General features: G+C 67.0%; 23 protein-coding genes. 6 read left to right on the forward strand and 17 right to left on the reverse strand.

Going from position 1 to position 26,033, the window contains the following annotated elements; genetic code table 11:
- Positions 1–28: 28 nt before the first annotated feature.
- Entirely contained in the window at positions 29–556 is a 528-nt protein-coding gene (locus DAT37_RS40390; protein WP_109530223.1) for a TspO/MBR family protein, read from the reverse strand.
- A gap of 276 nt (positions 557–832) precedes the next feature.
- Between DAT37_RS40390 and gndA the strand changes: the two genes are divergently transcribed.
- Entirely contained in the window at positions 833–2,278 is a 1,446-nt protein-coding gene (gene gndA, locus DAT37_RS40395) for an NADP-dependent phosphogluconate dehydrogenase (RefSeq protein WP_109530224.1), read from the forward strand.
- 44 nt (positions 2,279–2,322) lie between these two features.
- On the opposite strand, the gene DAT37_RS40400 is transcribed toward gndA, so the two are convergent.
- Together DAT37_RS40400 and DAT37_RS40405 are read right to left on the reverse strand one after the other, a co-directional pair.
- The gene (locus tag DAT37_RS40400; protein ID WP_198654682.1) at positions 2,323–2,775 is read right to left on the reverse strand and encodes a DUF4231 domain-containing protein; all 453 of its coding nucleotides are present in this window, start codon (positions 2,773–2,775) and stop codon (positions 2,323–2,325) included.
- Between the two features lie 86 nt (positions 2,776–2,861).
- Positions 2,862–5,129 (reverse strand): molybdopterin-dependent oxidoreductase, encoded by a 2,268-nt coding sequence (locus DAT37_RS40405; protein WP_109530226.1) that lies wholly within the window; start codon positions 5,127–5,129, stop codon positions 2,862–2,864.
- A 72-nt stretch (positions 5,130–5,201) separates the two neighbouring features.
- Here DAT37_RS40405 and DAT37_RS40410 point away from each other — a divergent pair, with 72 nt between their 5' ends.
- The 3 genes from DAT37_RS40410 (at position 5,202) to DAT37_RS40420 (ending at position 8,364) form a co-directional block, all read left to right on the forward strand.
- On the forward strand, positions 5,202–5,684 hold the full coding sequence (locus DAT37_RS40410; RefSeq protein ID WP_157978950.1) for a GNAT family N-acetyltransferase: 483 nt from the start codon (positions 5,202–5,204) through the stop codon (positions 5,682–5,684).
- Positions 5,685–5,869: 185 nt separating this feature from the next.
- The gene (locus DAT37_RS40415) at positions 5,870–6,673 is read left to right on the forward strand and encodes a class I SAM-dependent methyltransferase (protein ID WP_109530228.1); all 804 of its coding nucleotides are present in this window, start codon (positions 5,870–5,872) and stop codon (positions 6,671–6,673) included.
- Positions 6,674–7,035: 362 nt separating this feature from the next.
- Positions 7,036–8,364, forward strand: a complete 1,329-nt coding sequence (locus DAT37_RS40420) for a family 1 glycosylhydrolase (protein ID WP_109530229.1) — start codon at positions 7,036–7,038, stop codon at positions 8,362–8,364.
- Positions 8,365–8,408: 44 nt separating this feature from the next.
- On the opposite strand, the gene DAT37_RS40425 is transcribed toward DAT37_RS40420, so the two are convergent.
- On the reverse strand, positions 8,409–8,960 hold the full coding sequence (locus DAT37_RS40425) for a dihydrofolate reductase family protein (RefSeq protein ID WP_109530230.1): 552 nt from the start codon (positions 8,958–8,960) through the stop codon (positions 8,409–8,411).
- A gap of 197 nt (positions 8,961–9,157) precedes the next feature.
- Between DAT37_RS40425 and DAT37_RS40430 the strand changes: the two genes are divergently transcribed.
- On the forward strand, positions 9,158–9,955 hold the full coding sequence (locus DAT37_RS40430) for a CPBP family intramembrane glutamic endopeptidase (RefSeq protein WP_109530231.1): 798 nt from the start codon (positions 9,158–9,160) through the stop codon (positions 9,953–9,955).
- 46 nt (positions 9,956–10,001) lie between these two features.
- Here the strand turns inward: DAT37_RS40430 and DAT37_RS40435 are convergent, their stop codons facing one another.
- From DAT37_RS40435 to DAT37_RS40460, 6 genes are read right to left on the reverse strand one after another with little or no spacing between them, the layout of a single operon-like run.
- The gene (locus DAT37_RS40435) at positions 10,002–11,480 is read right to left on the reverse strand and encodes an aldehyde dehydrogenase family protein (protein WP_109530371.1); all 1,479 of its coding nucleotides are present in this window, start codon (positions 11,478–11,480) and stop codon (positions 10,002–10,004) included.
- A gap of 44 nt (positions 11,481–11,524) precedes the next feature.
- Positions 11,525–12,865, reverse strand: a complete 1,341-nt coding sequence (gene hmgA / locus DAT37_RS40440) for a homogentisate 1,2-dioxygenase (RefSeq protein WP_109530232.1) — start codon at positions 12,863–12,865, stop codon at positions 11,525–11,527.
- Positions 12,866–12,905: 40 nt separating this feature from the next.
- A complete protein-coding gene (locus DAT37_RS40445) occupies positions 12,906–13,970 on the reverse strand; it encodes a lipocalin-like domain-containing protein (RefSeq protein WP_109530233.1) in 1,065 nt (354 codons plus the stop codon).
- 43 nt (positions 13,971–14,013) lie between these two features.
- On the reverse strand, positions 14,014–15,303 hold the full coding sequence (locus DAT37_RS40450) for an oxygenase MpaB family protein (RefSeq protein WP_109530234.1): 1,290 nt from the start codon (positions 15,301–15,303) through the stop codon (positions 14,014–14,016).
- A 32-nt stretch (positions 15,304–15,335) separates the two neighbouring features.
- Entirely contained in the window at positions 15,336–16,487 is a 1,152-nt protein-coding gene (locus tag DAT37_RS40455; protein ID WP_109530235.1) for an alpha/beta hydrolase family protein, read from the reverse strand.
- The gene (locus DAT37_RS40460; RefSeq protein ID WP_109530236.1) at positions 16,484–18,292 is read right to left on the reverse strand and encodes a multicopper oxidase family protein; all 1,809 of its coding nucleotides are present in this window, start codon (positions 18,290–18,292) and stop codon (positions 16,484–16,486) included. The genes DAT37_RS40455 and DAT37_RS40460 overlap by 4 nt, the downstream gene beginning before the upstream one ends.
- 180 nt (positions 18,293–18,472) lie before the next feature.
- Between DAT37_RS40460 and DAT37_RS40465 the strand changes: the two genes are divergently transcribed.
- Positions 18,473–19,120, forward strand: a complete 648-nt coding sequence (locus DAT37_RS40465) for a TetR/AcrR family transcriptional regulator (RefSeq protein WP_109530237.1) — start codon at positions 18,473–18,475, stop codon at positions 19,118–19,120.
- 51 nt (positions 19,121–19,171) lie between these two features.
- Here DAT37_RS40465 and DAT37_RS40470 read toward each other — a convergent pair whose 3' ends face one another.
- The 7 genes from DAT37_RS40470 to DAT37_RS40500 form a co-directional block, all read right to left on the reverse strand.
- On the reverse strand, positions 19,172–19,984 hold the full coding sequence (locus DAT37_RS40470) for a response regulator transcription factor (protein ID WP_109530238.1): 813 nt from the start codon (positions 19,982–19,984) through the stop codon (positions 19,172–19,174).
- Positions 19,985–20,278: 294 nt separating this feature from the next.
- Positions 20,279–21,682 (reverse strand): AMP-binding protein, encoded by a 1,404-nt coding sequence (locus DAT37_RS40475; RefSeq protein ID WP_109530239.1) that lies wholly within the window; start codon positions 21,680–21,682, stop codon positions 20,279–20,281.
- On the reverse strand, positions 21,675–22,277 hold the full coding sequence (locus DAT37_RS40480) for an energy-coupling factor transporter transmembrane component T family protein (protein ID WP_109530240.1): 603 nt from the start codon (positions 22,275–22,277) through the stop codon (positions 21,675–21,677). Before DAT37_RS40480 ends, DAT37_RS40475 begins: the two co-directional genes overlap by 8 nt.
- Positions 22,274–22,954: an energy-coupling factor ABC transporter ATP-binding protein gene (locus DAT37_RS40485; RefSeq protein ID WP_109530241.1), complete on the reverse strand. Its 681-nt coding sequence runs from the start codon at positions 22,952–22,954 to the stop codon at positions 22,274–22,276. The genes DAT37_RS40480 and DAT37_RS40485 overlap by 4 nt, the downstream gene beginning before the upstream one ends.
- Positions 22,951–24,072 carry a thiolase family protein gene (locus DAT37_RS40490; protein ID WP_109530242.1) on the reverse strand — a complete coding sequence of 374 codons (1,122 nt, stop codon included), beginning with the start codon at positions 24,070–24,072 and terminating at the stop codon, positions 22,951–22,953. Before DAT37_RS40490 ends, DAT37_RS40485 begins: the two co-directional genes overlap by 4 nt.
- A complete protein-coding gene (locus DAT37_RS40495) occupies positions 24,069–25,187 on the reverse strand; it encodes a class I adenylate-forming enzyme family protein (protein ID WP_109530243.1) in 1,119 nt (372 codons plus the stop codon). The genes DAT37_RS40490 and DAT37_RS40495 overlap by 4 nt, the downstream gene beginning before the upstream one ends.
- Positions 25,180–25,764, reverse strand: a complete 585-nt coding sequence (locus tag DAT37_RS40500) for a biotin transporter BioY (protein WP_232840295.1) — start codon at positions 25,762–25,764, stop codon at positions 25,180–25,182. The genes DAT37_RS40495 and DAT37_RS40500 overlap by 8 nt, the downstream gene beginning before the upstream one ends.
- Between the last annotated feature and the right edge of the window lie 269 nt (positions 25,765–26,033).

Genomic DNA, 26,033 nt, shown 5'->3' on the forward strand with positions numbered 1-26,033 from the left:
TGCGCTCGGCGCGCACCGGCGAAGGCGATCAGGAATTCATCGTCCACACGCTGAACGTCAACACCGCGGCGAAAACCGTCCACGCCAGGTACGGAAGCAACAACGCCGCCCCCGCTCGACTGTGACGCAGGAACAGCACGAACGTCACCGCGATCGCCACCACGAGCACCAGAATCTCCGCGAACGCGAGCCCGCGCAGTTCCGCGCCGAAAAACAACGGCGTCCACGCCGCGTTCAGGATCAACTGGACGACATGAGCGGCCAGCGGCACCCGCACCGCCCGCCACGGCTCACCCCGCCACACCAACCACGCCGCCACCGCGATCAGCACATACAACACCGTCCACACCGGCCCGAAAAGCCAACTCGGCGGCGCCCACCCGGGCTGGTTCAACCGCCGATACTGATCGGCCGAGGACACCGCGGCGAGATTCCCGACAGCGGCCACGACGATCACCAACAGCAGTGACACGATCAATCCGCCCGCCTGGCGCGCGGGCGAATACGGTGACCCGCCGAGAAACGTACTCGTCCGCGTCGGTACTTGCGTGGTCATCCGAATCGACCTCCCGGGGATCGTGCCGAATTTATTTCGTGTGACAGCCGCGAAGTACCCCCCATGACGATGCACAAACGATGCACACTCCGCGGAGATCCACCGACCGCCACCGGGCCCGTTGATATACCAGTGGCGGCGCGGTGGCGGGGCCCGAAGGCAGAGGGAGTAGAAAGATAAGGTTCAGGCAGCCCAGCGGGGGTCGCCCGGACAGTTCCGCGCCCAGCACCTCGCGCGGGCATGCCACACCACCCGTCGACGAAGGAAAGCTGATTGATGGCGAATTCTGCAGCGCGCGCACAGATCGGGGTCACCGGCCTCGCGGTCATGGGTAGCAATATCGCCCGAAACTTCGCCAAGCACGGGTACACCGTCGCCCTGCACAACCGCAGCATTGCCAAAACCGACGCACTGCTGGCCGAACACAGCGGCGACGGCGATTTCGTGCGCACCGAGACGATCGAGGAATTCGTCGCCGCGCTCGAAAAGCCGCGCCGCGTGCTCATCATGGTCAAGGCAGGCGATCCCACCGACGCCGTCATCGCCGAACTCGCCGCCGTCATGGAACCCGGCGACATCATCATCGATGGCGGCAACGCGCTCTACACCGACACCATCCGACGCGAAGCCGCCATGAAAGCGCGCGGCCTCAACTTCGTCGGCGCCGGGATCTCCGGCGGCGAGGAAGGCGCGCTCAACGGACCGTCGATCATGCCGGGCGGGCCCGTCGAATCCTACGAATCACTCGGTCCGCTGCTCGAATCCATCGCGGCCCAGGTCGACGGCACTCCCTGCTGCACCCACATCGGCCCCGACGGGTCGGGACATTTCGTCAAGATGGTGCACAACGGCATCGAATACGCCGACATGCAGCTCATCGGCGAGGCATACCACCTGTTCCGCGACGCGCTCGGCTTCGACGCCAAGCAGATCGCCGACGTGTTCACCCAATGGAACGCGGGCGACCTCGAGAGCTACCTCGTCGAGATCACCGCCGAAGTCCTCAACCAGGTCGACGCGAAAACCGGCAAGCCACTGGTCGATGTCATCGTCGACGCCGCCGAACAGAAGGGCACCGGCCGCTGGACGGTCAAATCCGCCCTCGACCTCGGCGTACCCGTCACCGGAATCGCCGAAGCCGTCTTCGCCCGCGCCCTGTCGGGCTCGCGCTCCCAACGCAAAGCCGCGGTCGGCCTGGCCTCAGGAACCCTCGCCGACAAGCCGACCGACGTCGCGCAATTCACCGAAGACATCCGCCAGGCCCTCTACGCGTCCAAGGTCGTCGCCTACGCGCAGGGATTCGACCAGATCGCCGCGGGCAGCGCCGAATACGACTGGAATCTGCACCCCGGCGATCTGGCCACCATCTGGCGCGGCGGCTGCATCATCCGGGCCCGATTCCTCAACCGGATCAAGGACGCCTACGAGCAGAACCCGGCCCTGCCGAGCCTGATCCTGGCGCCCTACTTCCGCGAAGCCATCGAAACCGCCATCGACAGCTGGCGGCGCGTGGTCTCCACCGCCACCCTGCTCGGCATCCCGGTCCCGGCGTTCGCCTCCTCGCTGTCGTACTACGACGCGCTGCGCGCCGAACGTCTCCCGGCCGCACTGACCCAGGGTCAGCGCGACTTCTTCGGCGCCCACACCTACGAACGCATCGACACCGAAGGCAAATTCCACACCCTGTGGAGCGGTGACCGCAGCGAAATCGACGCGGGCTGAACAACATCCCTCGGGACCGACACACACGCCGGTCCCGAGGGATATCAACTCCCCTTCTCCACCGACACCGCCGGAGCGGGCGCCATCTGCAACCTCCTCGACGCCCACTGCCTGCCCCCCTCCCAGGTGATCGCCTCCACCGCCTCCACCAGACGCACCGCCGCCGACCCGTCCGCGTACGGCACCGCCTTCACCAGGTACAGCGCGACCTCACGTTCGATCGCGTACTGGATCTGACTGTCCTGCACCCAACTCTCGTGCAGACCGAACGCCGTACGCACCCCCGTCGCCACCAGCACCGCCGCCCCGAGCAACGCGACGACCAGAGCCGGTAGATCCGTCACCGCCACGACCGGAATCGCCGCCGCCCCGACGATCGCCGACAACTCGGTCAACCCGTACGAACGCCGATGCCGCTTACCGCTCTTGCGATACCACTCCCATTTCGCGGTCACCGGGACCGGAAGCTCCTGATCGTCACGACGGGCAGTACGCATCCAATGCGCGGATCGCCAAGGGGCACCAAACCTCATACCCCCATCATCACCGAGACCGCCCGGACCGCACCCGGAGCCGACAAACCCTACTCCGCCGTCACCGGCGGCCGATCGATCCGCAACGCGGGCACCACCCCTCGCAACGCCTCGACCTGCACCAACGCCAACTGCCCCGCACAACCCTGACTCAACGACGACGCCGGCCGATCCGAGGTCAGCACATTCGGATTGCCATGACGACAGAACGACGGATCGGACGGATCCGGGTCGTACCAACTCCCCGTGGACAATTGCGCGACCCCGGGACGAACCGCGTCGTCGACGACCAGACCGGCCAGGCAGCTGCCACGATCGTTGAACACCCGCACCACCTCACCCGCCCGCACACCACGCGCCGCGGCATCATCGGGATGCAGACGAAGCGCCTCACGCCCCGCCACCTTCACCGACCGACTGAACTCACCCACATCGAGCTGACTGTGCAGCTTCGCCCGCGGCTGATTCGCGACCAATTGCAGCGGAAAACGCCGCGCCGCGGCACCACCGAGCCACTCCTCGGGCTCGAGCCACACCGGATGCCCCGGACAATCCGCATAACCGAACCCGTCGATGACCGACGAGAAGATCTCGATCCGCCCACTCGGGGTCGACAACGGCGCGGCCTCCGGATCGGCGCGGAAATCCGCGCACAACACCTGCTCCTCGTCCGGCACCGGAATCTCCCACGAACCCCGCGCCCAGAACTCGTCGAAATCCGGCACACCCGGCCGACGCCACTCCGAATACAGATGACGCAACCACTCCGCCGACGACCTGCCCTCGGTGAAATCCTTACCCACACCGAGACGTTCGGCCACACCGGCGAAAATCGTGTAATCGTCGCGCGCCTCACCGTGCGGGCGCGTGAGCGCGGGCATCGCGAACAGCGTCCGATCCTGCTGACCCGCGCCGAAATCGTCCCGCTCGATACTCATCGTCGCCGGCAACACGATATCGGCATGGCGCGCGGTAGCGGTCCAGAACGCGTCGTGCACGACCACCGTGTCCGGACGCGTGAACGCCTCCCGCAAACGAGCCAGATCCTGATGGTGATGGAACGGATTACCGCCACACCAATACACCAGCCGGATATCGGGATAGGTCAGCCGCCTACCGTCGTAATCGAAATCGGCGCCCGGATTCAACAGCATGTCCGAGATCCGAGCCACCGGAATGAAACGGTCGATCCCATTCGGTCCCTGCGCCAAGCGCGGCACCGAATACGCACGGGCCGGTTCCCCCACCGCCCACGTCGACCCGTAACCGTGACCGAATCCCGCACCGGGCAGACCTATTCGGCCCAGCATCGCCGCGAGCACCACCCCCAACCACAGCGGCTGCTCACCGTGACGCGCCCGCTGCAACGACCAACTCACGGTGATCAGCGTCCGCGACGCCGCCATCTCACGCGCCAACCCCCGAATCCGCTCGGCGGGCACACCCGTCACCGACTCGGCCCACCCCGGATCCTTCACGATCCCGTCCACCCCACCGCGCACGTACTCGACGAAACGCGGATAACCCACGGTGTACCGGTCCAGAAACGCGCTGTCCGCCAGACCTTCCGCGTCGAGCACCTGCGCCAAAGCCAACATCAACGCGGCATCCGTACCGGGACGCGGGGCGATCCACTCCGCCTCCGCGTTCGCGGGCATATCGTCACGCAACGGGGAAATCGATACGAAACGGCACCCGCGCTCCCGCGCCGCGCCCACCCACGTCGCCGTATTGTGCCGCGACACGCCGCCCACGCCGACAACGGAATTCTTCGGCGAGATACCGCCGAACGCCACCAGCAACTCGGTGTGACCAACGATCACCGACTTCGCGGTCGAATGCCGCTCGAGCCAATCCATGCTGCCCATGACATGCGGTAACAACACCTCCGCCGCGCCGAGGCTGTAGCTGTTCACGCTACGCACATAGCCACCCAGGCAATTCAGGAACCGATGCACCTGACTCTGCGCGTGATGGAAACGCCCCGCACTCGCCCACCCGTACGAACCGCCGTACACCCCGGCCGGACCGTACTCCCGATACACCCGCGCCAATTCCCCCGCGAGCAACTCCTGCGCCCGTTCCCACGAGACCGGCACGAACTCCTCGTCGCCGCGGCCCACACCACCCGGCCCCGACTCCAGCCAACCGCGCCGCACATACGGACGGTCGACGCGGGTCCGATCGTGCTGCGCCGACGCCACATTCGCGAGCAGCGGCGACGGCTCGGGATCGCCGTCCCACCCGCGCACCGACGTCAAACGCTGACCATCGCTCTCGGCGTCGAACGCGCCCCAGTGCGTGAGATGCGTCGTCATCCCTCCACCGTAGCGCCGCATATCCGCACCCCCGGCCGTTCGTGGCCCACCTCATTCCCTCAGGATGCGGAGATGGATCTCGCGACCGTCGACATCAGACACCTCGACGCGGACGATTGGGCGACCTTCCGTGACATCCGCCTGCGCGCGCTCGCCGACGCACCGTATGCCTTCGGTTCCACCCTGAGCACGGCCCGCCACCACACCGAGCCGCGTTGGCGGGAAATGCTCGCCACCCGCACCCAATTCCTCGCCACCACCGATGACGTCGGTATCGGCACCGTCGGGTTGGTACCCGAGGCCGACGAATCAGGTCTGATCTCGATGTGGGTCGCGCCCGAAGCCAGAGGCACCGGCGTCGCCGACCTGCTCGTCGTGACCGCCGTCGACCATGCCGTCGCCGCCGGTCATCACCGGATCCGACTCGATGTCACCGAAGGCAACCGTGCCGCCGAACGCCTGTACCACCGCCACGGGTTCCGCCGCACAGGTATTCGGAGCACGGTCGCGCCCGACGATCCACGCACCGAATTCGAGATGCTGCTGATCCTGTAGCGCGCTGCGGCAGCTATCGACGGTGACCGCCCCATAGCGACATCTACGGTGGGTCGGCGCGCTTTCACTCGGTCGAAAAGCGCTCGTGACCGTATCCGGACGGGTACGCTCTGCGCCAGAACCGGACCCGACGGGGCCCGGCAGACCGGAGTCACCACGGCCACTGGACCGAAGGACGACCACCGATGACCAGTCGTATCGATGCCGAATACGCCGACCCCACCCCGCTACGCGTGCGGATCGACATCCACGAGCACTATTCCGAGGGCGCGAACCACCCCACCGCCGACGTCCTGGCCGCACTCGAACTATCCGGTACCGAACATCTCGCCGATATCGGATGCGGTGACGCCCGCTTCCTCGCCGAACTGGTGACCGCGGGCCACCACGGCCGACTCGTGGGGATCGACAACTCTCCCGCCATGGTCGCCGCCGCCGACCTGGTCCCCGGCGTCCTCGGGGTACTGGCCGATGCCGAAAGGATCCCGTTCGACGACAACACCTTCGATGCGCTCACCGCACGTCACATGCTCTACCACGTGGAAGATCCCCGGTCGGCGCTCGACGAATTCCGCAGGACCACCAGGCCCGGCGGCACCGTGGCGGTCGTGGTCAACCACCCGAAGAACTGTCCGCGCACCGTCGAGCTGGTCACCGCCCACGCCGACACCTACGGGATCGAACAGACCGAGACGTTCCGCGCCTCGGTCGACTCGGACAGTCTCCCGCTTCTGATGTCGGAGGTCTTCGGCGCCGTACGTGTGCACCGATCCGACAACGCACTCGTCTTCGACCGCGCCGAACCGCTCGTCCGCTTCGCCGAGTCGCTGTTCGGCCTCTACGGTGTCCCCGCCGACCATCCCGAACGCGACGCGATCCTCGACGACCTGCGCGACGACGTCGACGACTGGTTCGCGGCGCACCCCGGTGAGAAATGGCGTGACCCGAAGGGGTACGTGGTAGTCGCGGCGCGCGTGGACGAGGGCTGATCGCCGCCTTCCTTGTCGTTGCGTCTCTTGTTGAAGTCTGCTGTTTGCTGTCTGAGGTTCAACAAGAGGTGAGGGTATTCATTAGTAGATGCGCATATCTACGTATCGGGATGTTTTTTAGGTGTGAGTCACCGACTCGATGCTTCCCGCTCTGGTCATCACCTCCCGAGCCACAGTCGCGACGGCTTCCCCGCCAGCTGAAATCGGCGCCGTGCGCGAACACCGCTCCCCTACCCCGACACGTTCGGGCATTGCGTTCCGATCCGGACAACCGACCACTACCCTGACCCCTGATATCCACGGACGCCCCGACAGTACGAAGGGCGTCGGGTTCCCGATCATCACAGCCACAGAGGATTCGCATGCGGTCACAGAGTCGACGCCGTCCCCTGGTAGCCCTCGCGGCCGCCACCACCGCGCTCCTCATGGGCGCGACGGCGCCCGCCTATGCCCGTCCCGCCCCACCGGCGCTGATCGCGCCACTCGGTCCCGACTTCCTCTGGGGCGTAGCGGCTTCCGGATACCAGTCCGAAGGGCACGCTCCGGACAGCAACTGGTCCCGATACGTCGCCGCGGGCAAGACGACCGACCCGTACCTCGACACGGTGGATTTCTTCACTCGATTCCGTTCCGACATCGAGCTGGCCTCCCGACTCGGCGTCGAGGTGTACCGCATCGGAATCGAATGGGCCCGTGTGCAACCCGCGCCCGGAGTCTGGGACGAGAGCGGATTCCGTTTCTACGACCAAGTCGTCGCCGCCATCGAGGCCGCGGGCATGCGGCCGATGATCACACTGGACCACTGGGTGTACCCGGGTTGGGAGGTCGACCGTGGCGGCTGGGCGAACCCCGGCATCGTCGAGGACTGGCTAGCCAACGCCCGAACCGTCGTCGACCGATACGCGAGCGCCGACCCCCTGTGGGTCACCTTCAACGAACCGGCAGTCTACGTGCTCAACGAAACACGCCAAGGTGGCCTCTCCCCCACCGCCGTGCCGACCATGTTCGACCGGATCACGCAGGCGCACAACAGCATCTACGAGTACATCCATCGCGTCCAACCCGGCGCCATGGTCACCAGCAATGTCGCCTACATCCCGGCGGCGGAGGATGCCGTCAACGGCGCGACCCTCGTGGGCCGCATCGCCGACCGTCTCGACTACGTGGGCATCGACTACTACTACGGGCTCTCGCCCGACACCCTCACCACCACCACCAATTTCACCGAGCTGTGGAAGAACCCGTTGCAGCCGGAAGGGATCTACTACGCGTTGCAGCACTACGCGCGCCTGTTCCCGAACAAACCGCTCTACATCGTCGAGAACGGCATCCCCACCGAGAACGGTCTGCCCCGGGCCGACGGCTACACCCGCGCCGATAATCTGCGCGATACGGTCTACTGGTTGCAGCGCGCCGAGGCCGACGGTATCGACATCATGGGCTACAACTACTGGAGTATCACCGACAACTACGAATGGGGCTCCTACACACCGCGGTTCGGCCTGTACACCGTCGATGTACTGACCGACCCGAGCCTCACGCGCAGACCGACGGACGCCGTGGCCGCCTATACCCGGATCACCGCCGAGAACGGCGTTCCCGCCGACTATCGGCCCACGCGAGCACCCGCGCCGTGCTCGTTCGTCGACGCGATCGCCAGCTGCGCCGACCCGGTCACCGTCCCACGGTGAACCGCCCGCCACGACCCGTCATGGCCCTCTGACATGTCTCCGGATCAGTCGAGGACGTACCGAAGCAACACCGCGGTGTCGAAATGCCTCGTCTCGGCCAATCGGAGCCCGATGCGCTTGTCCAGGGCCGGGAACATCGGTGTGCCGCCACCGAGTATCACGGGCGAGATGTAGAGCTGGTACTCGTCGATGAGCCCGTGCGGGATCAGCGAGGACGCCAGGTTCGCGCCGCCGACCTCCATGACGCCGTCGCCTTCGGCCTTGAGCCTGCGGACCTCTTCGACCGCGTTCTCACGCACCAGGCTGCTGTTCCACCCGACCTCGGTGAGCGTCCGGGAGAAGACGACCTTGGGCTTGTTCGTCCAGAGCTCGCTGAACTCGCGCTCGATGGGCGGCGCGTCCTCGGCCACGTGCGGCCAGTATTCGGCCATCAACTCGTACAGTCGGCGGCCGTGCAGCGAGATCTCGAGATCTCGGTAGCGGTCGTTGTGGAACTGGTGCAACTCGTCGTCCGGGTCGGTCCAGTCGATGCCGCCGTCGCGGTCGTTGACGTAGCCGTCCAAGGACACGCCGAACCCGTAGATCAGTTTCCTCATGACGGGTAGACCTCCTACGCCCTCGAAACTCATCGGTGCTCACCAGACGTTAGGCCATATCGATCGGTTTTTCGGCGTTCTCGGTATGCGAGGATCGGCAAACAGTCCGCATCGCGAATCCGGGTTCCCACGACGAACGATGCGGGCATGTACGAGTTCGCTGATTGCTTGTTCCGTTTCGATGAAGGACGTGATCGATGAGTGAGACCGCAGACCCCGACCTATCGCACGCACCGCGCGCGGAACGCTTCGGACACCTCATCGAACGTCGCGACGACGCCGACTTCCCCTTCTACAACGGTGAACCGACCACTCTGTCGGTGCCCCAGTGGATTCTCGCGTGGGTGTCGGTGGCCGTCGGTTTCGCCGCGTTGGTCTTCATACCGCAGCCGAACAACCTCGTCGCGTTGATACCGCGCACGCTGTTCGTGGTGATCCCGTTGGCGACGCTGGCGCTGATCACGCGGCCGTACTGGACGGCGTTGTTCCGGCGGGTCACCCGACGTGACGTGCTGACGATGGTCGGGTTCGCGGTGCTGAATCTCCTGGTGAGTTCGTCGCTGGCACTGCTCGTCCGACTGTTCTCCGACCCGGCGGCCAACGAGGCCACCGACGACGTCGGAAGCGACGGCGTCGTCGATGTGATCGCGTTCTACGTCGGCACCGGAATCCAGCTGGTCGGTGAGGAGATCTTCACCATGATCCCGCTGCTGGCACTGCTGTACATCTTCTTCGCCAAGGTGAAGGTGTCGCGCAAGACCGCGATCGTGGTGGCGTGGATCGTGAGCTCGCTGTGGTTCGGCGCGGCGCATCTACCCACCTACGACTGGAATGTCGCCCAGGCGTTCATCGTCATCGGCGGCGCGCGCGTGGTGCTCACGCTGGCCTATATCCGCACGAAGAATCTCTGGGTCTCCACGGGCGCTCATATCATCAACGACTGGGCGTTGTTCACGCCGTCCGTCATCCAGAACGCCGCGTTCGTGGCCGTCTGAGGGCGCATGTCACACACGGCCGTTCAGGTCGGGGTGGGCGCGGCGGCTACAGCCCGACGTGCACGGTCTTCTCCTCCGTGTCGGCTTCGATTCCACTGCGGCCGAGTTCGCGGCCGATCCCACTGCCACCGCGTCCGCCCCATGGCAGCGACGGGTCGGGAACACCCCACCCGTTGACCCACACCGTCCCAACACGCAATTGTTCGGTTACCGTGAGTGCCCGCGACAGGTCGCTGGTGTAGACCATGGCGTTCAAGCCGTATCGGGTGTCGTTGGCAAGTCGGACCGCTTCTTCGACGGTATCGAAACCGATCACCGTCGCGACGGGGCCGAAGATCTCCTCCCGAGCGATGGTCAGGTCGTTGGTGCCGCGGAAGACGGTCGGTTCCACGAAGTAGCCGGGACGCGCGACGCGGCTCCCGCCGGTGACCAGTTCGGCGCCCTCGGCGCGGCCGATGTCGATATAGCGCAGGATCCGGTCGAGCTGGCGCTGGTTGACGATGGATCCCATGGTGCTCGTCGGCAGGAACGGATCGCCGATCTGTGCCTTACCCGCCGCGTCGACGAGTCCGTCGACCACCTTGTCGACGATCGATGTGTGGACCAGTACGCGGGTGCCCGCGGCGCAGACCTGGCCCTGGTGGTAGAAGTTGCCCATCGCGATCCACGGCATCGCGGCTTCGAGATCGGCGTCGTCGAAGATCAACTGCGCGGATTTCCCGCCGAGTTCGAGGGTGATCTTGCGAAAGGTGTCGCCCGCGAGACTCTGGATCTGCTTGCCGACCCGCGGACTGCCGGTGAACGACACCTTGTCGATTCCGGGATGTGTGGCCAATGCCGCTCCGGCGACGGTGCCGAGCCCGGGCACCACGTTGACTACGCCGTCGGGAAGACCTGCCTGGCTGAGCAATTCGACCAGACGCAGCGTCGACAGCGAGGCGTCCTCGGCGGGCTTCACCACCGCGGTACAGCCCGCGGCCAGGGCGGGCGCGAGCTTCCACGCCGCGATGAGGACCGGGTTGTTCCACGGGGTGATCGCGCCGATCACCCCGAGGGGCTGGCGGATGGTGTAGCCGAATCGTCGTTGCGGTCCGAAGGCGGGCAGCAGCGCGGTCGTTCCGGTGATCTTGTCCGCCCACCCGGCGAAATGCCGGAAGACCTCCGCGGCCGCGGGGATATCGCCGTTGACCGAGTCGTGGAACAGTTTGCCCATTTCGATCGCTTCGAGGAAGGCGAGGTTTTCCGCGTCGGCGGCGATGAGGTCGGCGGCGCGGGTGAGGATTCGGCCACGCTCGGCGCCACTGGTCCGCGACCACGGCCCGTCCTCGAATTGCCTGCGGGCAGCGGCCACGGCGGCGTCGACATCGGCGGGCTGTGCGGCGGCCACCGATGTGACGAGTTCCTCGGTCGCCGGATCGAACGAATCGTAGGTCTGGTTTCCCTGCGCGGCAGTGTGTTCGCCGTCGATACGCAGGGTCGGTTCGGGCAGGTCGAAGGACGGGCGGGGCCAGGAAACGGCGGTCATTGTGTTCTCCGGTGACAGCGGGTCGAGCTCGGATGGGAGTGACATCAGATCGGGGGTGCGAATCGGTGTGGCAGATCGGCCCAGGAATGGTCGTAATCGGGTTGACGATGCGGTGCCGCGTGCGCGAAATCGGTCACCACGAGCGGCCACCGGGTTTCGAACATGAATGCCAGGGAGTTCTCTATCTTTTGCGGCACGAGTTCCGCCGCCCCGGCTCTGTCGAAGGTCTCGCGATCCGGTCCGTGCGCGGCCCACATGTTGTGCAGGCTCGCGCCGCCCGGCACGAATCCCTCCGCTTTCGAATCGTGCGCGCCCTCGACCAGTCCCATGAACTCGGTCATCACATTGCGATGGAAATGCGGTGGCCGGAAGGAATGTTCGGACACGTTCCAGCGCGCGGGGAAGGCGACGAAATCGACATTGGCCTGACCCGGGGTATCCGAATGCGAGGTCAGCACCGTGTAGATCGACGGGTCGGGGTGGTCGAAGCCGATCGTTCCCATCGCGTTGAAATGCCGGAAGTCGTAGACGTAGGCGGCGTGTGATCCGTGCCAGGCCACCACATCCAGCGGTGAGTGGTCGTATTCGGCCGACCACAGGTTGCCGCCGAATTTCTGCACCACCTGCACCGTTTCGCGGAGATCTTCGTAGGCGGCGACCGGGTAGCGGAAGTGACGGGCGTGGGCCAGGCCGTTCGCGCCGATCGGGCCCAGTTCCGGCAGATCGAAGGGTGAACCGTAGTTCTCGCACAGGTATCCGACGGCTCGTGCGCCGAACAGTTCGACCCGGAATCGTACGGCGCGACCTATCACAGCGAACTGTCCGGGGCCCACCGCCAGTTTTCCGAATTCTGTATGCAGTACCAGGTCGCCGCGCTGGGGAACGAGCAGCAGTTCACCGTCGGCATCGCCGAAATAGCGCGAACGCATGGTCTCGGTCGCGTGGTACATGTGCACCGCGATACCTTGACGCTGCAATGCCGAGCCATTGGCCGCGATGGTGTAGATACCGTCGAGGAAATCGCCGCCGGGCCACGAATCGGGAAGCGGATTCCATCGCAACCTGTTGGGGTCGGCGGCGCCGTCGAGAATCGGGGCGCTGCGAAAGGTCCGGTTGTCGATCCTGGTGTAGAGCGGATGCCGCGCCGACGGTCTGATCCGGTAGACCCAGCTGCGCCGGTTGACCGCGCGCGGCTCGGTGAACGCGGTCGCCGAGAGCTGTTCGGCGTACAGGCCGAACGGCGCGCGCTGTGGTGAATTCTGGTCTGCCGGTAGTGCGCCCGGAATCGCCTCGCTCTGGTGCTGGTTGGCGAATCCGCTCAGGTAGGTGAATTTCGCGGCGGGTTCGGAGGGGTCCGTGATCGGCGCGTTCCTGTTATTCGTCATGGGTTGTCTCCGTGTTCGGGAGCAGGCCCGCCCGCGGGTCTCACGCCAGCGCGACGAGTTCGTGCAATGTGGAGCCGCTGCGTTTCTCGGGACCGGCGTCGGTATGCACGGTCAATTCGAACGACGACTCGAACCGGAAATAGCCGGGATGCCCGACCAGCCGATGCGCCAGCGGTTTGATCAGGCGCGTGCGAACAACGGGGACGTCGTCGAGTAGATCGTGGGCGTGGATGACCTTGTCGACCACCAGGCGCAATTCGACGCTGCCCGGCACTTCGAGTTCGACCCATTCCGGGAAGGTGCGACCGGCGACGGAATCGAAACGCGCGGGGCCCTCGGTGAGAACCGTCTCCCCCGTGGACAACACGATATCGCCGTGGCGGGCGAGCATCAGCGGGCTGATCTCGTGTCCGCCCTGGCTCTGCTGGGTCAGAACCGAGGCGAACAGCAGTGAGTAGTCCTCGACGTACAGACGCCCCCAATGCCACCGGTCGATGATCTTCTTCATATCACCGACGCCCCAGTTGTGGTCGTGATATCCGCGTCCGGTGACCTCGTGCCCGGTGCCGTCGAGTTCGATCCTGCCGCTCACGGCGGCACGCGGTGCGCCGACCATCCACCCGAACGAATTCTCGGCCCCGAAACGTGTCTCGCCCTTGCCCGGCATCCAACTGGGCGTCTCGTTGTGGAATCGCAGGTCGAAGACGATTCCGTCCTCTGCCATGTGCAGGTGGTGGATCGGCAGACCGTCCGGCGGATATTCGGTGTGGGCGCGGTTGTCGCCGATTCGTACGTCGCAGGCGTCGGTGGCGAATACGGTCGCCGATTTCGGGTAGCGCTTGGACACTTGGCGACGGGTTCCGTCCGGTGCGTACACCATCATCTCGACCCAGGGTCTGGCGAACGGCAGATCCTCCGGTCGTCTCCTGGTGAGGAATCCGATCACCACGTGCCCGGTGTCGAGGTGCGCGTCGAAATACCAGTGTTCGAAGGCGAGTTTGCTCGGTGAGGGATGAAATCCGTTGTGCCGGGGTTCCACCGGCGTCAGGACTCCATCGCGGCGGCCGGGGCCGTTCCAGACTTCGACGATTTCTGCGGTGCTCATGGCTGCTTTCGGTGTAGGTGGACCAGGTGGGGAGTTGCCTCGGTCATCGGCGTAGTGCTCCACTGGCGTCGAATTCGGCTTCGCGGCCCTGCATCTGGGCTCGATACCAGTTCTCGCGATGCCGGAGCATGATCTTCTCGTGGACGCGGGCGAAAGGCGGACACGTCCTGCGCAGTATTTCCATGACGGTGATCAACGGGAATCGCAGCAACGGAATCACGATCCAGGGGAACGCGGGCGGCATCGTGTAGCGACGGCGGGTTCTCGGTGCCATGTACATCGCGGAATACACCGAATTGATTCGGAAGTTGTACAGCGCGCGCAGTCTGGTGAGACCGCGATGGCCGTCGCGAGGCGCGAAAGCCGCCGGGTAGGACTCGATCAGTTCCGCGCCCTGCGCTCCGGCGTCGTAGGAACGCGACGCGATGGTCATCGCCAGCACCCGCAACGAATCGAGAACCGTCTCGGGATACCAGCGCAGCCGCACGCCGAGCAGATAGCCCATGTACTTCTGAAAGTGCAGCAGCGCACGGATTTCCGAGGGGGTGGTCTGGTACCCGAGCGCCCAGAGACCGAGTCCGGGAGTCACGCTGCCTCCGAGCAGGGTGAGCATCTGGTAGGTCTGGCTGATCGGCAGACCCCATCGGTCGAGATCCCATTCCGGATGCCCGGCGACCCGCGCGCGGATGGAGACGTGCATGACGCGCACCTTCAATGCCGTGGCACGTCCTGCCGAGCCGGCGGTCAGCAGGGCCATGGGCTCGGAGACATCCATCCAGAAGCGGGTCGTTTCCAGAAACCGCCGCAGCGCGCTGTCGCCGGCGTATCCGCCCGCCAGCGAAAGCGGTGTCGCGACGGCGGCCTCGGTGTACATCTCCAGGGTTTCCGCGCCGGCGAAACCGAACAGCATCGTGCCCCAGCGCCGCCAGATCGCCGCGCCCTGCTCGACCAGTTCGGGTACCACCCATTCGGGGACGGTCTCGAATTCCTCGAACAGCACCCGCATCGATTCGGGCACGTCGTCGACGGCGTCGATTCCGTGCGTGAGCGCAGTTTCCAGCATCGTTCGCCCGGCGCGCGCGCCGATCGGGCCGTGCATGACCTCCGCGACGAATCGCTCGGCGACGGGGTCGCCGGAGAACAGGTCCTCACACAAAGCCACGGCCTGGTCGTCGGTGGGGAACAGTTCGCGGCGGGTGATCGCCCGGAAGATCCGCTCGAGTCGCGCGACGCCCGGCGTGCCGCGCGCTTCCCAGTACCGGAAGGCAGTCGGACATCTCACCGGCTGCTCATCGCCGATACCGCCGCGTACGGGCGGGAGTTCTACGGACATCTGATTTCTCCTGATCGGATGGGCCGGGTGGTTCAGTCCGTCAACCGACGTCGGACCAGCCACGACCGCAGACGGTCGATGATGTTCGCGACGCCGTCCGGCTGATCGACGAGGTAGTGGGTCAGCAGGGGCATCTCGATCAGTTCCCCGTGCGGATCGGCACTGGCGGCGAACATTTCGCGGGATTCACTCACGAATGCCGCTTGGTCGCCGCACAGCGCCATCACCACGGTCGGCGTCGTCACGGTGCCGAGATCGGTGGGCGCGGCGGCGTTGGTGTGGTCCTCGCTCCAGGTGCTCAGCCAACTGCGCGCGGTGACGAAACGGGCAAGCCCGCCCGCGGCCCAGTTCGCGGCCTCCGGATCGCCGTAGAGGCTGCCGGGTTCACGATCGCTCGGATCGATGGTGATATCGACGAAGCGAGGATCGGCGACGGTGCGATGCACCACGAACGCGCGATCGGCGCCGGGCCGGTCCGCCGACCGGGTCAGCTGGTCCTGCGCGAAGGCGTCGATGCGGCGGATCCGTCGCAGTTGCGCATCACGGTATTCGGCGACCCATTCGTCGGCCAGTGGGAGTTCCCGGTCCGGGGCGTACAGGTCGAGGGCGGGATCGGTCCGGTACGGGTCGTTCTCGTCGACAACCGCGGGGTCGATCCAATTCCGCAGTACCCGTGCACGTCCCGGGTGTGCCCCGACCAGCATCAACCCGTCGGCGGGAATCAAGTCGCCCAGATCGACCGGGTCACCGGAGGGCGTCGCGGCGATCGTCGGGCTTTCCGCCTGGGACTGGTAGAACGACATCAGCGGGCCGCCGCCGCTGAATCCCAGCAGCACCACCCGTTCGAATCCGTGGGTCTCGCGCAGCCATCGCACACCCGCGCCGAGATCCTCGGCGGCACGCTCCATCAGCAGCGCTGCCTCGTTGGCCGCGTATCGGGTGTTCATCCCCATGATCGGGATTCCGGCCGAGGCGAAGGCACGCAGCAGGAAGTGCGAAAGGAAATTCGACGCCGGATGCGCCATCAGCACGGCCGTGCGTGCTGAATATCGTTCGGGTAGAACGAGATTGCCGTGCAGGGTCGGGTAGTGTCGACTGAGGCCGGAGTGGATTTCCACCTTGCCGTCGACAGCGGGCCGGTACGGGATGCGCTGGAAGTGGTCTTCGACCGGCTCGACTCTCATCGCACCACCCGGTACTTCAGCATCATGTCGTGATCCTCGTGATCGAGCACGTGACAGTGCCAGACATATCCCTGTAGGACAGTGGATTCGGCGCCGTGGGCCGCGTGCGTGCCGGAGTGATCGTGCGGGCCGTGCGCGACCGGTGCCGCGCCGAGGCGCGGGAAGGTCGCGTCGGGGTCGAAGCCGAGTTCCTCGGCGGTCGGGAAGCGGACGATGATGCTGGTGACGGTGCCCCCGTCGACGCGCACGATGTCCTTCCATCCGGCTTCCCACGGTTGCGGCGCAAGCATCGGGCCCGCGAGGAAATCTCGCGGGGATGGAGCCCATTTCACTCCGACCGGCGGTTGCGGGTGCGCGAGTTGATACTCCAGCGTGCGCAGCGGCACCCGGCCCAGAATCCGGAAGGTGACCAGGTGCAGGTGGATCGGATGCGGATCCGGGGTGACGTTGATGATGTTCCACTGCTCGACGGTGCCCTGTTTCGGCATTTCGATATCGGGGCTCGCGAAGGTGATGTTGTTCAGCGACATGATCGCGGGCGGGTTGCGTAGTTCGTAGGGCTGGCTGACCGTGACCTCGCGTATCACCGTCGGGGTGTCGAGCGCCGGAAGCGGAGCGGGCCGACCCGTCCCTCCGCGTAGTCGCTCGGGGACAGGACCGGTGAACCCGCGACGGTCCTCGGCGCTGAACCGGCAGAACACCGGCATGGCGACCTCGCCGAGGATCGCGGCCTGGAAGACCGGGGCCTCGTCGTTGCACAGTTCGACCGACTCGCCCGGGGCCAGAGCGGAGAAGTCGACGAGGATGTCCACGCGTTCGCCGGGGGCGAGCCGCAGCTGCTCCACCGGCACCGGCGCGTCGAGCAGTCCGTGTTCGTTGCCGATCACCCAGAACCGCATTCGGTTGCCGAAGAACAGATTCCACACGCTGAACGACGCGGCGTTCAGCACCCGGAAGCGGTACAGACCGCGCGCCACCGGTAGTCGCGGCCATATCTTTCCGTTGACCAGGCCGATGTCGCCGACCGCCCCACCTTCCCAACCGCCTTCGGGGACGATGAACGTGGAGCGGATCGATTGTCGCCCGTCCGCGGTGAACAATTTCTCCTGGAGCACGAGTGGGATCTCGAATTCGCCCGCGGGCAGGCCGAGTGGATTCCCGGGCTGTCCGGAGTCGAATTCGTCGCGCAGCAGGAACATTCCGGCCAGACCGGCGTACACGTTGGTCCGCGTGATACCCATGGCGTGGTCGTGGTACCAGAGGTGTCCGGGGTCCTGCGCGAGCGGGAAATCGTGGTCGATGCCCCCGCCGGGGAAGATGAGTTGTTCGGGGTGCCCGTCGCTGTCCGGTGGCGTGACCCCGCCGTGCAGGTGCAGCGACGCGGGCGGTTCGGTCCGGAACCGTTCGGACACGCCGTGCAGGCTGGTGTCCATATCGGCAGCGAAGGGATGCGCGCCCATCCGATTGGTGAAACGCACGCGCAGGGGGCGACCGGCCGGATGTTCGACGGTGGGACCGAGGTAGGACATCCCGTTGTAGCCGAGAGCCGGTGATTCCGGCAGGTCGCGGTGGAACCGGTGCGTTGTCGACGACGCGACGATGTCGAGGCGATCGCCACGCACGACCGGCAGGCGCGGGAGTTCGTCCACGAAGGGTTCGACCTTCGGGGAATGGAATATCAGCGGGCTGTCCACACCGGGCGGTGGCATCGGGGCGGCCCCGGCCGAACCCCGTGTCAGCGCCGAGCCGAGCACGCCCGCACCGATACCCCGTAGCAGACCGCGCCGCCCGATCGGCTGCCTCATCGTCGAACCCCTCTCGGGCGGCCTCATCGCTCGCCCCGCAGCGCCGACCATACCATTAAGTATGGTGATCGGTACCTGATCGAATGGATAGGCGGCGGAACGGATCGACGCGCGCGGTCGGCGATTCGCGCCGCTCCCCTACCATCGAGACGTGATTCCCACCGAAGCGCAGCCGCACCGATGACGGCCGACAGCCCGTCGGCCGACGACGCGAGCCCGGACGACGCGGCCCCGCAGCCACGGCGCTCGCGCAAGGCGGCGGCGCAGCAGCGCGGCCGCGCACCGCGGCTGTCCTATGAGGCGTGGGTCGACGGGGCGCTGGGACTACTTGCGCGCGAGGGTGTCTCGGCGGTGAAGATTCCCCGGTTGTGCCAGGAACTCGGTGTCACGAAGGGCAGTTTCTACTGGCATTTCGACGATATGGACCAACTCATGGCGGCCATGGCGCACCGCTGGAGCGCCAGACAGAGCGAGATCATCCGGGCACTCGGCGCGATCGAATCGATCCCGGTGGAACAACGCATCGCCAATATGGCGGCCAATCTCATCGACCAGGGCACCTGGGCCACCGAAGCAACCGTCCGGGAATGGGCGCGCACCGACGAGACGGTGGCCGAGACGGTGCGCGCCATGGATCGGCAGATCTTCGACACGGTGCGGCAGGCGATGCTCGACCTGGGTTTCGACCCCGAACAGGCGCGGCTGCGCGCGGGTGCGATGGTGTATCTCGGTATCGGCTTCATCCACGGCCGCGGCAGTCTGCCGACGCCCACCCCGGAGGAAGCCCGCGCGATCCTGGGGCTGCTGACCATTCCCGTACCGGAATGACCCGTTCTCCCGGACCTCGGTCCCCGACTCACACCGGCGATACGGTATCGATCAGCAAGTGCCGGTGCGGGATTCGGAGAGTTCGGGCACGTGATCGGCGACCGCGCGAACCTCGTCGGAGGTCACCAGACGGAAACCCACCCCGCGCACCGAGACGATCCGCGTACTCGCACCGAGTTTCGCTCGCAGACTGCTGACGTGGGTGTCCACCGTGCGTCGGGACCAGGAATCATCCCAGACCTTGTGCATGATCTCGCCGCGCGCGACGACCTCACCGTGGTTGAGCGCCAACAGCGCGAGCAGATCGAATTGCTTGCGCGTCAACTCGACATACCGTCCTCGCACCGTGACCCGTCGGGCCCCGATATCGATGCGGAGCGGTCCTTTGTCGATGATCTCGGCGGGTTTCACCAGACCCGCGGCGGTCATTCTGCGCATCAGCGCGTCGATACGCGCGACCAGTTCCCGCGATCCGCAGTTTCGATCGATGTAGTCGTCGGCCCCGGCCTGTAACGCGAGCACGCAATCCATTTCGCACCGTCGCTCGGCCGAGGCGATGACCGGAATTCCCCGGTCGGTACCGATGATCCGGCACAGTCGCAGGCCATCGATATCCGGCAGATCCAGGTTGAGAATCATGAGATCACACGAGCCGCAGAGGTCGATCGCGCCGCGGCCGGAATCGGCTTCGAGTACGGTATGGCCCTGCCGTGTCAGCGCTTTCGCCACATCTCCGCGCGCTGTGACTTCGTGATCGACGACGAGAATATGCAACGGCGTCGACGGGATGGGGCGTAGCGGCACGGTGGGCGCGCGGTCGGCGAGATCGGTCCGAACGCGGCCCGCCGCGTGCGTGGATCTCATGTGGACACCCCCGGGGGACAATTCGCGGCACGACGGGCGAAGTCGGACCAGCCCGACGGTCAGCCGACACCGACAGCCGGATTCGGACGCACTCCACGCTGAGGCGTCACCGGTCGTAGGCAGGCGTGACGCTATCACAGGCCCGAACACCGTGGGGTAGCCACGATTCGACCATCGGGTTCGCACAGTGCGGCCGATTCTGCGGTTGTGAAATCTCCCGACCACGTGCGGATCTTCCGTGAGATCGACGGGGCGAGGTCCGCGCACTGCGGCCCCCGGCTTACCGTCGCCAGATCACGAATCCCGGCCGCCCGGTTCCGTTCGCGAGTCGGAGGTGAGCAGTTCCGCGAGCGCGCGCCGGTCGAGTTTTCCGCGCGGTGTCCGTGGCAGTTCCGGCACCGTCACCAGGCGCACCGGCATACTCGGGCTCGGCACCGTCGCGCGCAGGTGACGCCAGATCTCGGCGGAACTCGGCGCGGCGTCCTCGACCACGACGGCGGCGACGGGGACCTGTCCCATGCGGGCGTCGGGTATACCGATGCACGCGGCGTCGGTGATGCCGGGGAGTGTGGTCAGCGCCGTTTCGACCGCGGCCGGTTCGACATTCAGGCCCGCCCGGATGAGCATTTCGCTGTCGCGGCCGAGCAGGGTGAGCCGTCTTCCGTCGACCAGGCCGCGGTCGCCCACCGTCATCCAGCCGTCGACCGGACCCCCGGTGATTCCGTCGTCGGTGAGGTATCCGTCGAACAACATATCGCTGCGGACGTGTACCAGCCCGTCGCGGATCCGGGCGTCGACACCGTCGAACAGTTCGCCCGCCGCGTTCTCGTCGTCGGCTCCCAGATCGCGGTCGTAGGAGACGAAACTCAGTTCAGAAGCGCCGTAGAAGTGCACGAGCGACGCGTTCGGCAGCACACGGCGCAGCGCCTCGCGACCCGATTTCGGCCAGCGCGCCGCCGAGGACAGCACCTCCCGCACGCCAGCAGCCGGGGCGATCCCGGACCGGGCCACGTCCCAGGCGATCGTGGGCACGGAATACAGGTGCGTCACCTCGTCGGCGAGCGCGGTGAGCACGGGTCGCAGGTCGACGGCCGCGCCTCGGGTGAGGGCGTGCAGGGCCCCGTAGAGGAAATGGGTGTGGTCGAGTACGCCGGGCACCGAAACGCGGTCACCCGCGCCGATGTCGAAGGTCCGATCGGAGCGGTCCAGCGTCGCCGACCACGATTTCTGGTCGCGGACGAACAGTTTCGGCTCGCCGGTGGTGCCGGAGGTGATACCGACCAGCAGTTCGGAATCCGGCGTCGCGGATCCGGAAGTTCCCGCGCTCTCCAGATCGGACGCGGTGATCACATCGTCGCGGCCGAGTCGGCGCAGCCGCCGGTGCTGGGAGGTCGCGGCGACCACCGCGCCCGGTGCGGCGACGGCGACAACGCGCGCGAGCTGTTCCGGCAGCAGATGACGGTGCAGCAGCACCACGCTCACCCCGGCGCGCATCGCCGCGGCGACCACGACCAGCGATTCGATATCCGAGGTCGGCAGCACCGCGACACGGCGCATACCGTCCAGCCCCGCCGCGCAGCGCGTGACGCGCGACCAGAAGTGTCCGTAGTCGACGCTGTCCGCGGCCGCGACGACGGCGAGCGCGTCGGGATCGCGGGCGACCCGCGCGGCGATACGGTCGGTCAGCAGGTCAGTCATCGTCGACTCCTCTCGCGGCGAGTGCGTCGCCCATGGCGTCGGCGGTCCGCAACGCGCGGACCAGTACCGGGGTGACCAGCGCGGTGACCGACCATTCGAGTCCACGGGCACGCCGGGCCTGTGCCACGTCGTGCACGATCCCGCTCAGCAACGGAACGCACCGGATAGCCAGGGCGAGAAGGAGTCCGACGCGTTCGGGGTCGACCCCGAATCGGCGCAGCGGACCCAGTGCGCGTGTCACCGCGTCGAGCATGTCGCTCACCCGCGTGGTGAGGGTGACCAGCGCCGCGAGCGCGACCGAGACGATCAGCACGCCGCACACCACCGCGGCCCGCGACCACGAGGTGATCAGCACCTGGAATACCGCGATCACCACCAGCATCCAGAACATCGGCCGCAATTGCGCCGCGGCGACGCGCCAGCCGATGCCCGCGACCGCGAACAGCACCGCGACACCGCCCCCGACGGCCAGCGCCTGGACCGGCGTCCGTACGAATATCGTGCTCGCCACGATCGCGACGATCAGCAGTATCAGCTTCGTGCCCGCGGGCAGCCGATGCACGATCGACCGTCCCGGCTGGTAGTAGCCGATCATTCGACGATCCCGCGATAGGCGGGTACGGCATCCTCGGGGGTGCCGTCGAAAACCACCGCGCCCTCGTCGACGACAACGACGCGCTCGAAGGTGTCCAGCAGCGCCAGTTGATGGGTCACCACGATCACCTGCTGATCGACGGCGTCGAGCGCGTTCGCGACGATGCGGGCGTTGCGCAGATCGAGCAGGGTGGTCGGTTCGTCGGCGACGATCACCGACGGCCTGCGGATGAGTACCGCGCCCAGTGCCAGCAATTGCTTCTGCCCACCCGAGAGCAGATGGGCGGGATGTTCGGCGTGCTCTTCGAGCCCGAACCGTTCGAGGATCTCCTGGACCCGCGCGGCGATCTCCGCCTTGCTCGACCCGCTGCGCCGCAGCGAGAACGCGAGATCCTCCCCCACCGTCGGCATCACGATCTGGGTGTCGGGGTCGGTGAAGACGAATCCGACCTTCCGCCTGACCTGCGCGCCCTTCTTGGACGCGTCGACGCCGTCGACCGTGACCCGGCCCGCGGTCGGGGTCAGCAGGCCGTTGATCATCCGAGCGAGGGTGGATTTGCCCGATCCGTTCGCTCCGATGACGCCGATGCGGCGTTCGCTCAGGCGCAGATCGATATCGCGCAGGACGTGCCGTTCGCCGTAGCGGTGACTCACCGCCTCGAACACGATCTCGCTCACGACACCCGCTCCACCAGCACGGCGATCCCCTGTCCGCCGCCGATCGCGCACGCGGCCAGGCCGAGTTCCGGACCGTCTGCGGACAGCATCTGACTCGCCAGGCGAACCAGCAGGATCGCCCCGGAAGCGCCCCACGGGTGGCCCATCGCGATCGCGCCGCCCTGCGGGCAGATCGTCGTCTCGTCCAGGCCGAGTTCGTCGGCGACGGCGAGGACGACCGAGGCGAAGGCCTCGGTGATCTCCACGATGCCGAGATCGGAGACAGCGTGACCGCTGCGGCGCAGCACTTTCCGGATCGCGGGCACCGGACCGAGACCGGGGAGCGCCGGGTCGGATCCGGCGACCGCGCAGCCGAGCACGCGCAGCGCGGGCATTCCCGACGCCCTCGCCGCACTCGTGACGGCGAGTGCGGCGGCGCCGTCGGAGATGCCGCACGAATTCCCGGCGGTGGCCGTGCCCTGCGCGCCGAAGCTCGGGCGCAGTCTGGACAGGCGGGCCACCGTCATCCCGGCGCGGATCCGTTCGTCGCGGGTGACCGCGCCGATCGGCACGATCTCGGCGGAGAAATCCGTCGCGGCGGCCAGCGTGTGCGAACGGGCCGCGTAGGCGTCCTGCCGTTCGCGGCCGATTCCGCGCACCCGCGCCAACTCGTCGGCGGCCGCACCCATATCGGGATCGGGGAATTCCGGCGGCGCGAAGGGAGCCCTGGTGTAGCGCACGGGGTCGGCTCCGGCGACCGGCGGCCAGAAACGCCAGGGCGCGGTACTCGCCGATTCCACGCCACCGGCCAGGATCAGGTCGTCGGCGCCGCCGCGAACCCGCAGCACCGCCTGCATCACCGCGTCCAGACCGGAACCGCATTGCCGATCGACCGTCACACCGGGCACACCGATACCCAACCCCGCCCGCAGTGCGGCCACGCGCGCGGGGTCCCCGCCGGGACCGAGGCAGTTGCCGAGCACGACGTCGTCCACCTCGGCGTCGACGCCACCAGCGCGCACGGTCGACAGGACCGCGCGCAGGACGGGTGCGGCCAGGTCGGTGGTCGTCAGGTCGGCGAAACCGTGTCCGGCATTGCCGATCGGGGTCCGCCACGGCGCGATCAGGACGGGGTTCATCCGAGCAGTTCCCGCACCCGCGACCGCGCGACCTTGCCCGATGCCGTGCGCGGCAGCGTGGGCACGGGCAGCCAGCGTCGCGGCATCGCCTCCTTGGTCAGCAGCGCCCGCGCGGCGGAGCGGACACGGTCGAGGTCCACCTCGTCGTCCAGTTCGACGGCGGCGGTGACGATCTCACCGAATACCGTGTGCGGGGCGCCGATGACCGCGACGGCGACGATGCCGTCGACCGATTCCAGCACGCGCTCGACGTCCTCGGCGAGGACCGTCGTGCCCCCGACATTGATGGCGCAATCGCCGCGTCCGCGCACCACCAGTTCCCGGTTCTCGCCCAGTTCGGCCAGATCACCGACCGGATACCAGTCCGGTGCGCCGATGACCGTGTACGGCGACCGGACGTGCAGCAGTCCATCGCGGATTCGCGCCTCGACGCCGTCGAGCAGTCGCAGCGGGTCGGGCACGCGGCGCGCGGCCACCAGCGACACTTCCGACGATCCGTAGTACTCGACGATCGAAACCCGGTCCGCCGCCGCGATCGCGCCGCCGTCGAGCGCGATCCCCGCGACGATCGCGGTCCGCAGTCCGGGCGCGGCGGCCACCACCTCGCGCAGCACGGCGGGGACGGCGTGCACGACGGTGGCCACGGCCGGATCGTCGGTGACGCACGCGCCGCACCACAGGGCGTGCAACGCGCCGAACAGGTGCATGGTGGCGTGTAGCGGCCCGGTCACGAGTACCCGGTCGTCCTCGGTCACCCCGGTGATCTCGGTGAACGCCGGGAAGCTGTCGTACCAGGAGGCCGCCGTCCTGGCCAGTGGCTTGGGGGTCCCGGTCGAGCCGGATGTCGCCACGAGCAGGAAGGCGGACTCGGGGATCTCGGTCCGCCGCGGGCGGTGTTCGGGATCCTCCACCAGCACGGCGACGCCGCGACGCGCGGCGGCCAGGACGCGGATCAACGCGGCGGCCAGGTCCAGACCGGAGGCGTCGTCGACCGGGGCGTCGCGATCCCGGTTGTGGTCCTCGATCAGGCGGTCGAGTTCCCGGTAGGTGTAGCTCCGGCCGTTCGCGAGTATCGCGGGCCGATCACCCGTGCCGCCGAGCAGCGGCTCAGGCACCGGTCAGGCCCGGATACGCGCGGTGCACTCCCTTGGCCACTACCGTTGCCGCGGCAACTTTCGCCAGGTCGCCGGGGATGAAGGCGAAATTGGTCGTGATCGATTCGCGGAATCCCAGATCGGTGCGCAACAGCAGTCCGATGGTCCCGCACAGGTAGATCACCACGATTCCGCCGAGGATATTGATCGCCGCGCCCAGCGCGACGGGATACTTCGGCAGGATGCGTTCGGTGAGCAGACCGATGACGAAGGCGGCGGGAATCCACCCGATCAGGTAGCCCGCGCTGGGTCCGGCCATCGCGGTCAGGCCGGTTCGGCCGCCGGAGAGCAGCGGCAGTCCGATCATGGTCAGCGCGAGGAAGACGACCGCGGCCGCGGTGCCCTTCCTGGCGCCGAGCACCGCCCCCGCCAGCATCACGCCGAGGGTCTGTACCGTGATCGGGACGCCGCTGAAACCCACCGTGATCGCCCCCGGCAAACCGAGCGCGGCGATCAGCGCGGCGAATACGGCGATCTGCGCCATATCCCGCGCGGAAATCCGGGCCCGCCGCGTGCGCGACTTCTCGACACCCTCCATGGACGACCTTCCACTACAGACTTGAACGGCGTTCAAGATAGCAGGTCGGCGGGTCCGGCGGGGAAGCCAGGTCCGATCGACACGCCGCCGCCGCGCGGCGACCGAAACCCGCGTCGCGCGACCGTACCGACGCGCTCCGAATGTTCTTGCACTCCCTGCGAGTTCGCGCGCGATGCGCGCACCCCGCCGACGTCCGCTCGAGGGAAACGCCCACACGGTGTGAAACACAGTCACTTTCGGCGTGGCGTCACGCGCCGCGCGGGGCGACC

The sequence above is a fragment of the Nocardia aurea genome, assembly GCF_003123685.1.
Lineage (GTDB): Bacteria > Actinomycetota > Actinomycetes > Mycobacteriales > Mycobacteriaceae > Nocardia > Nocardia aurea.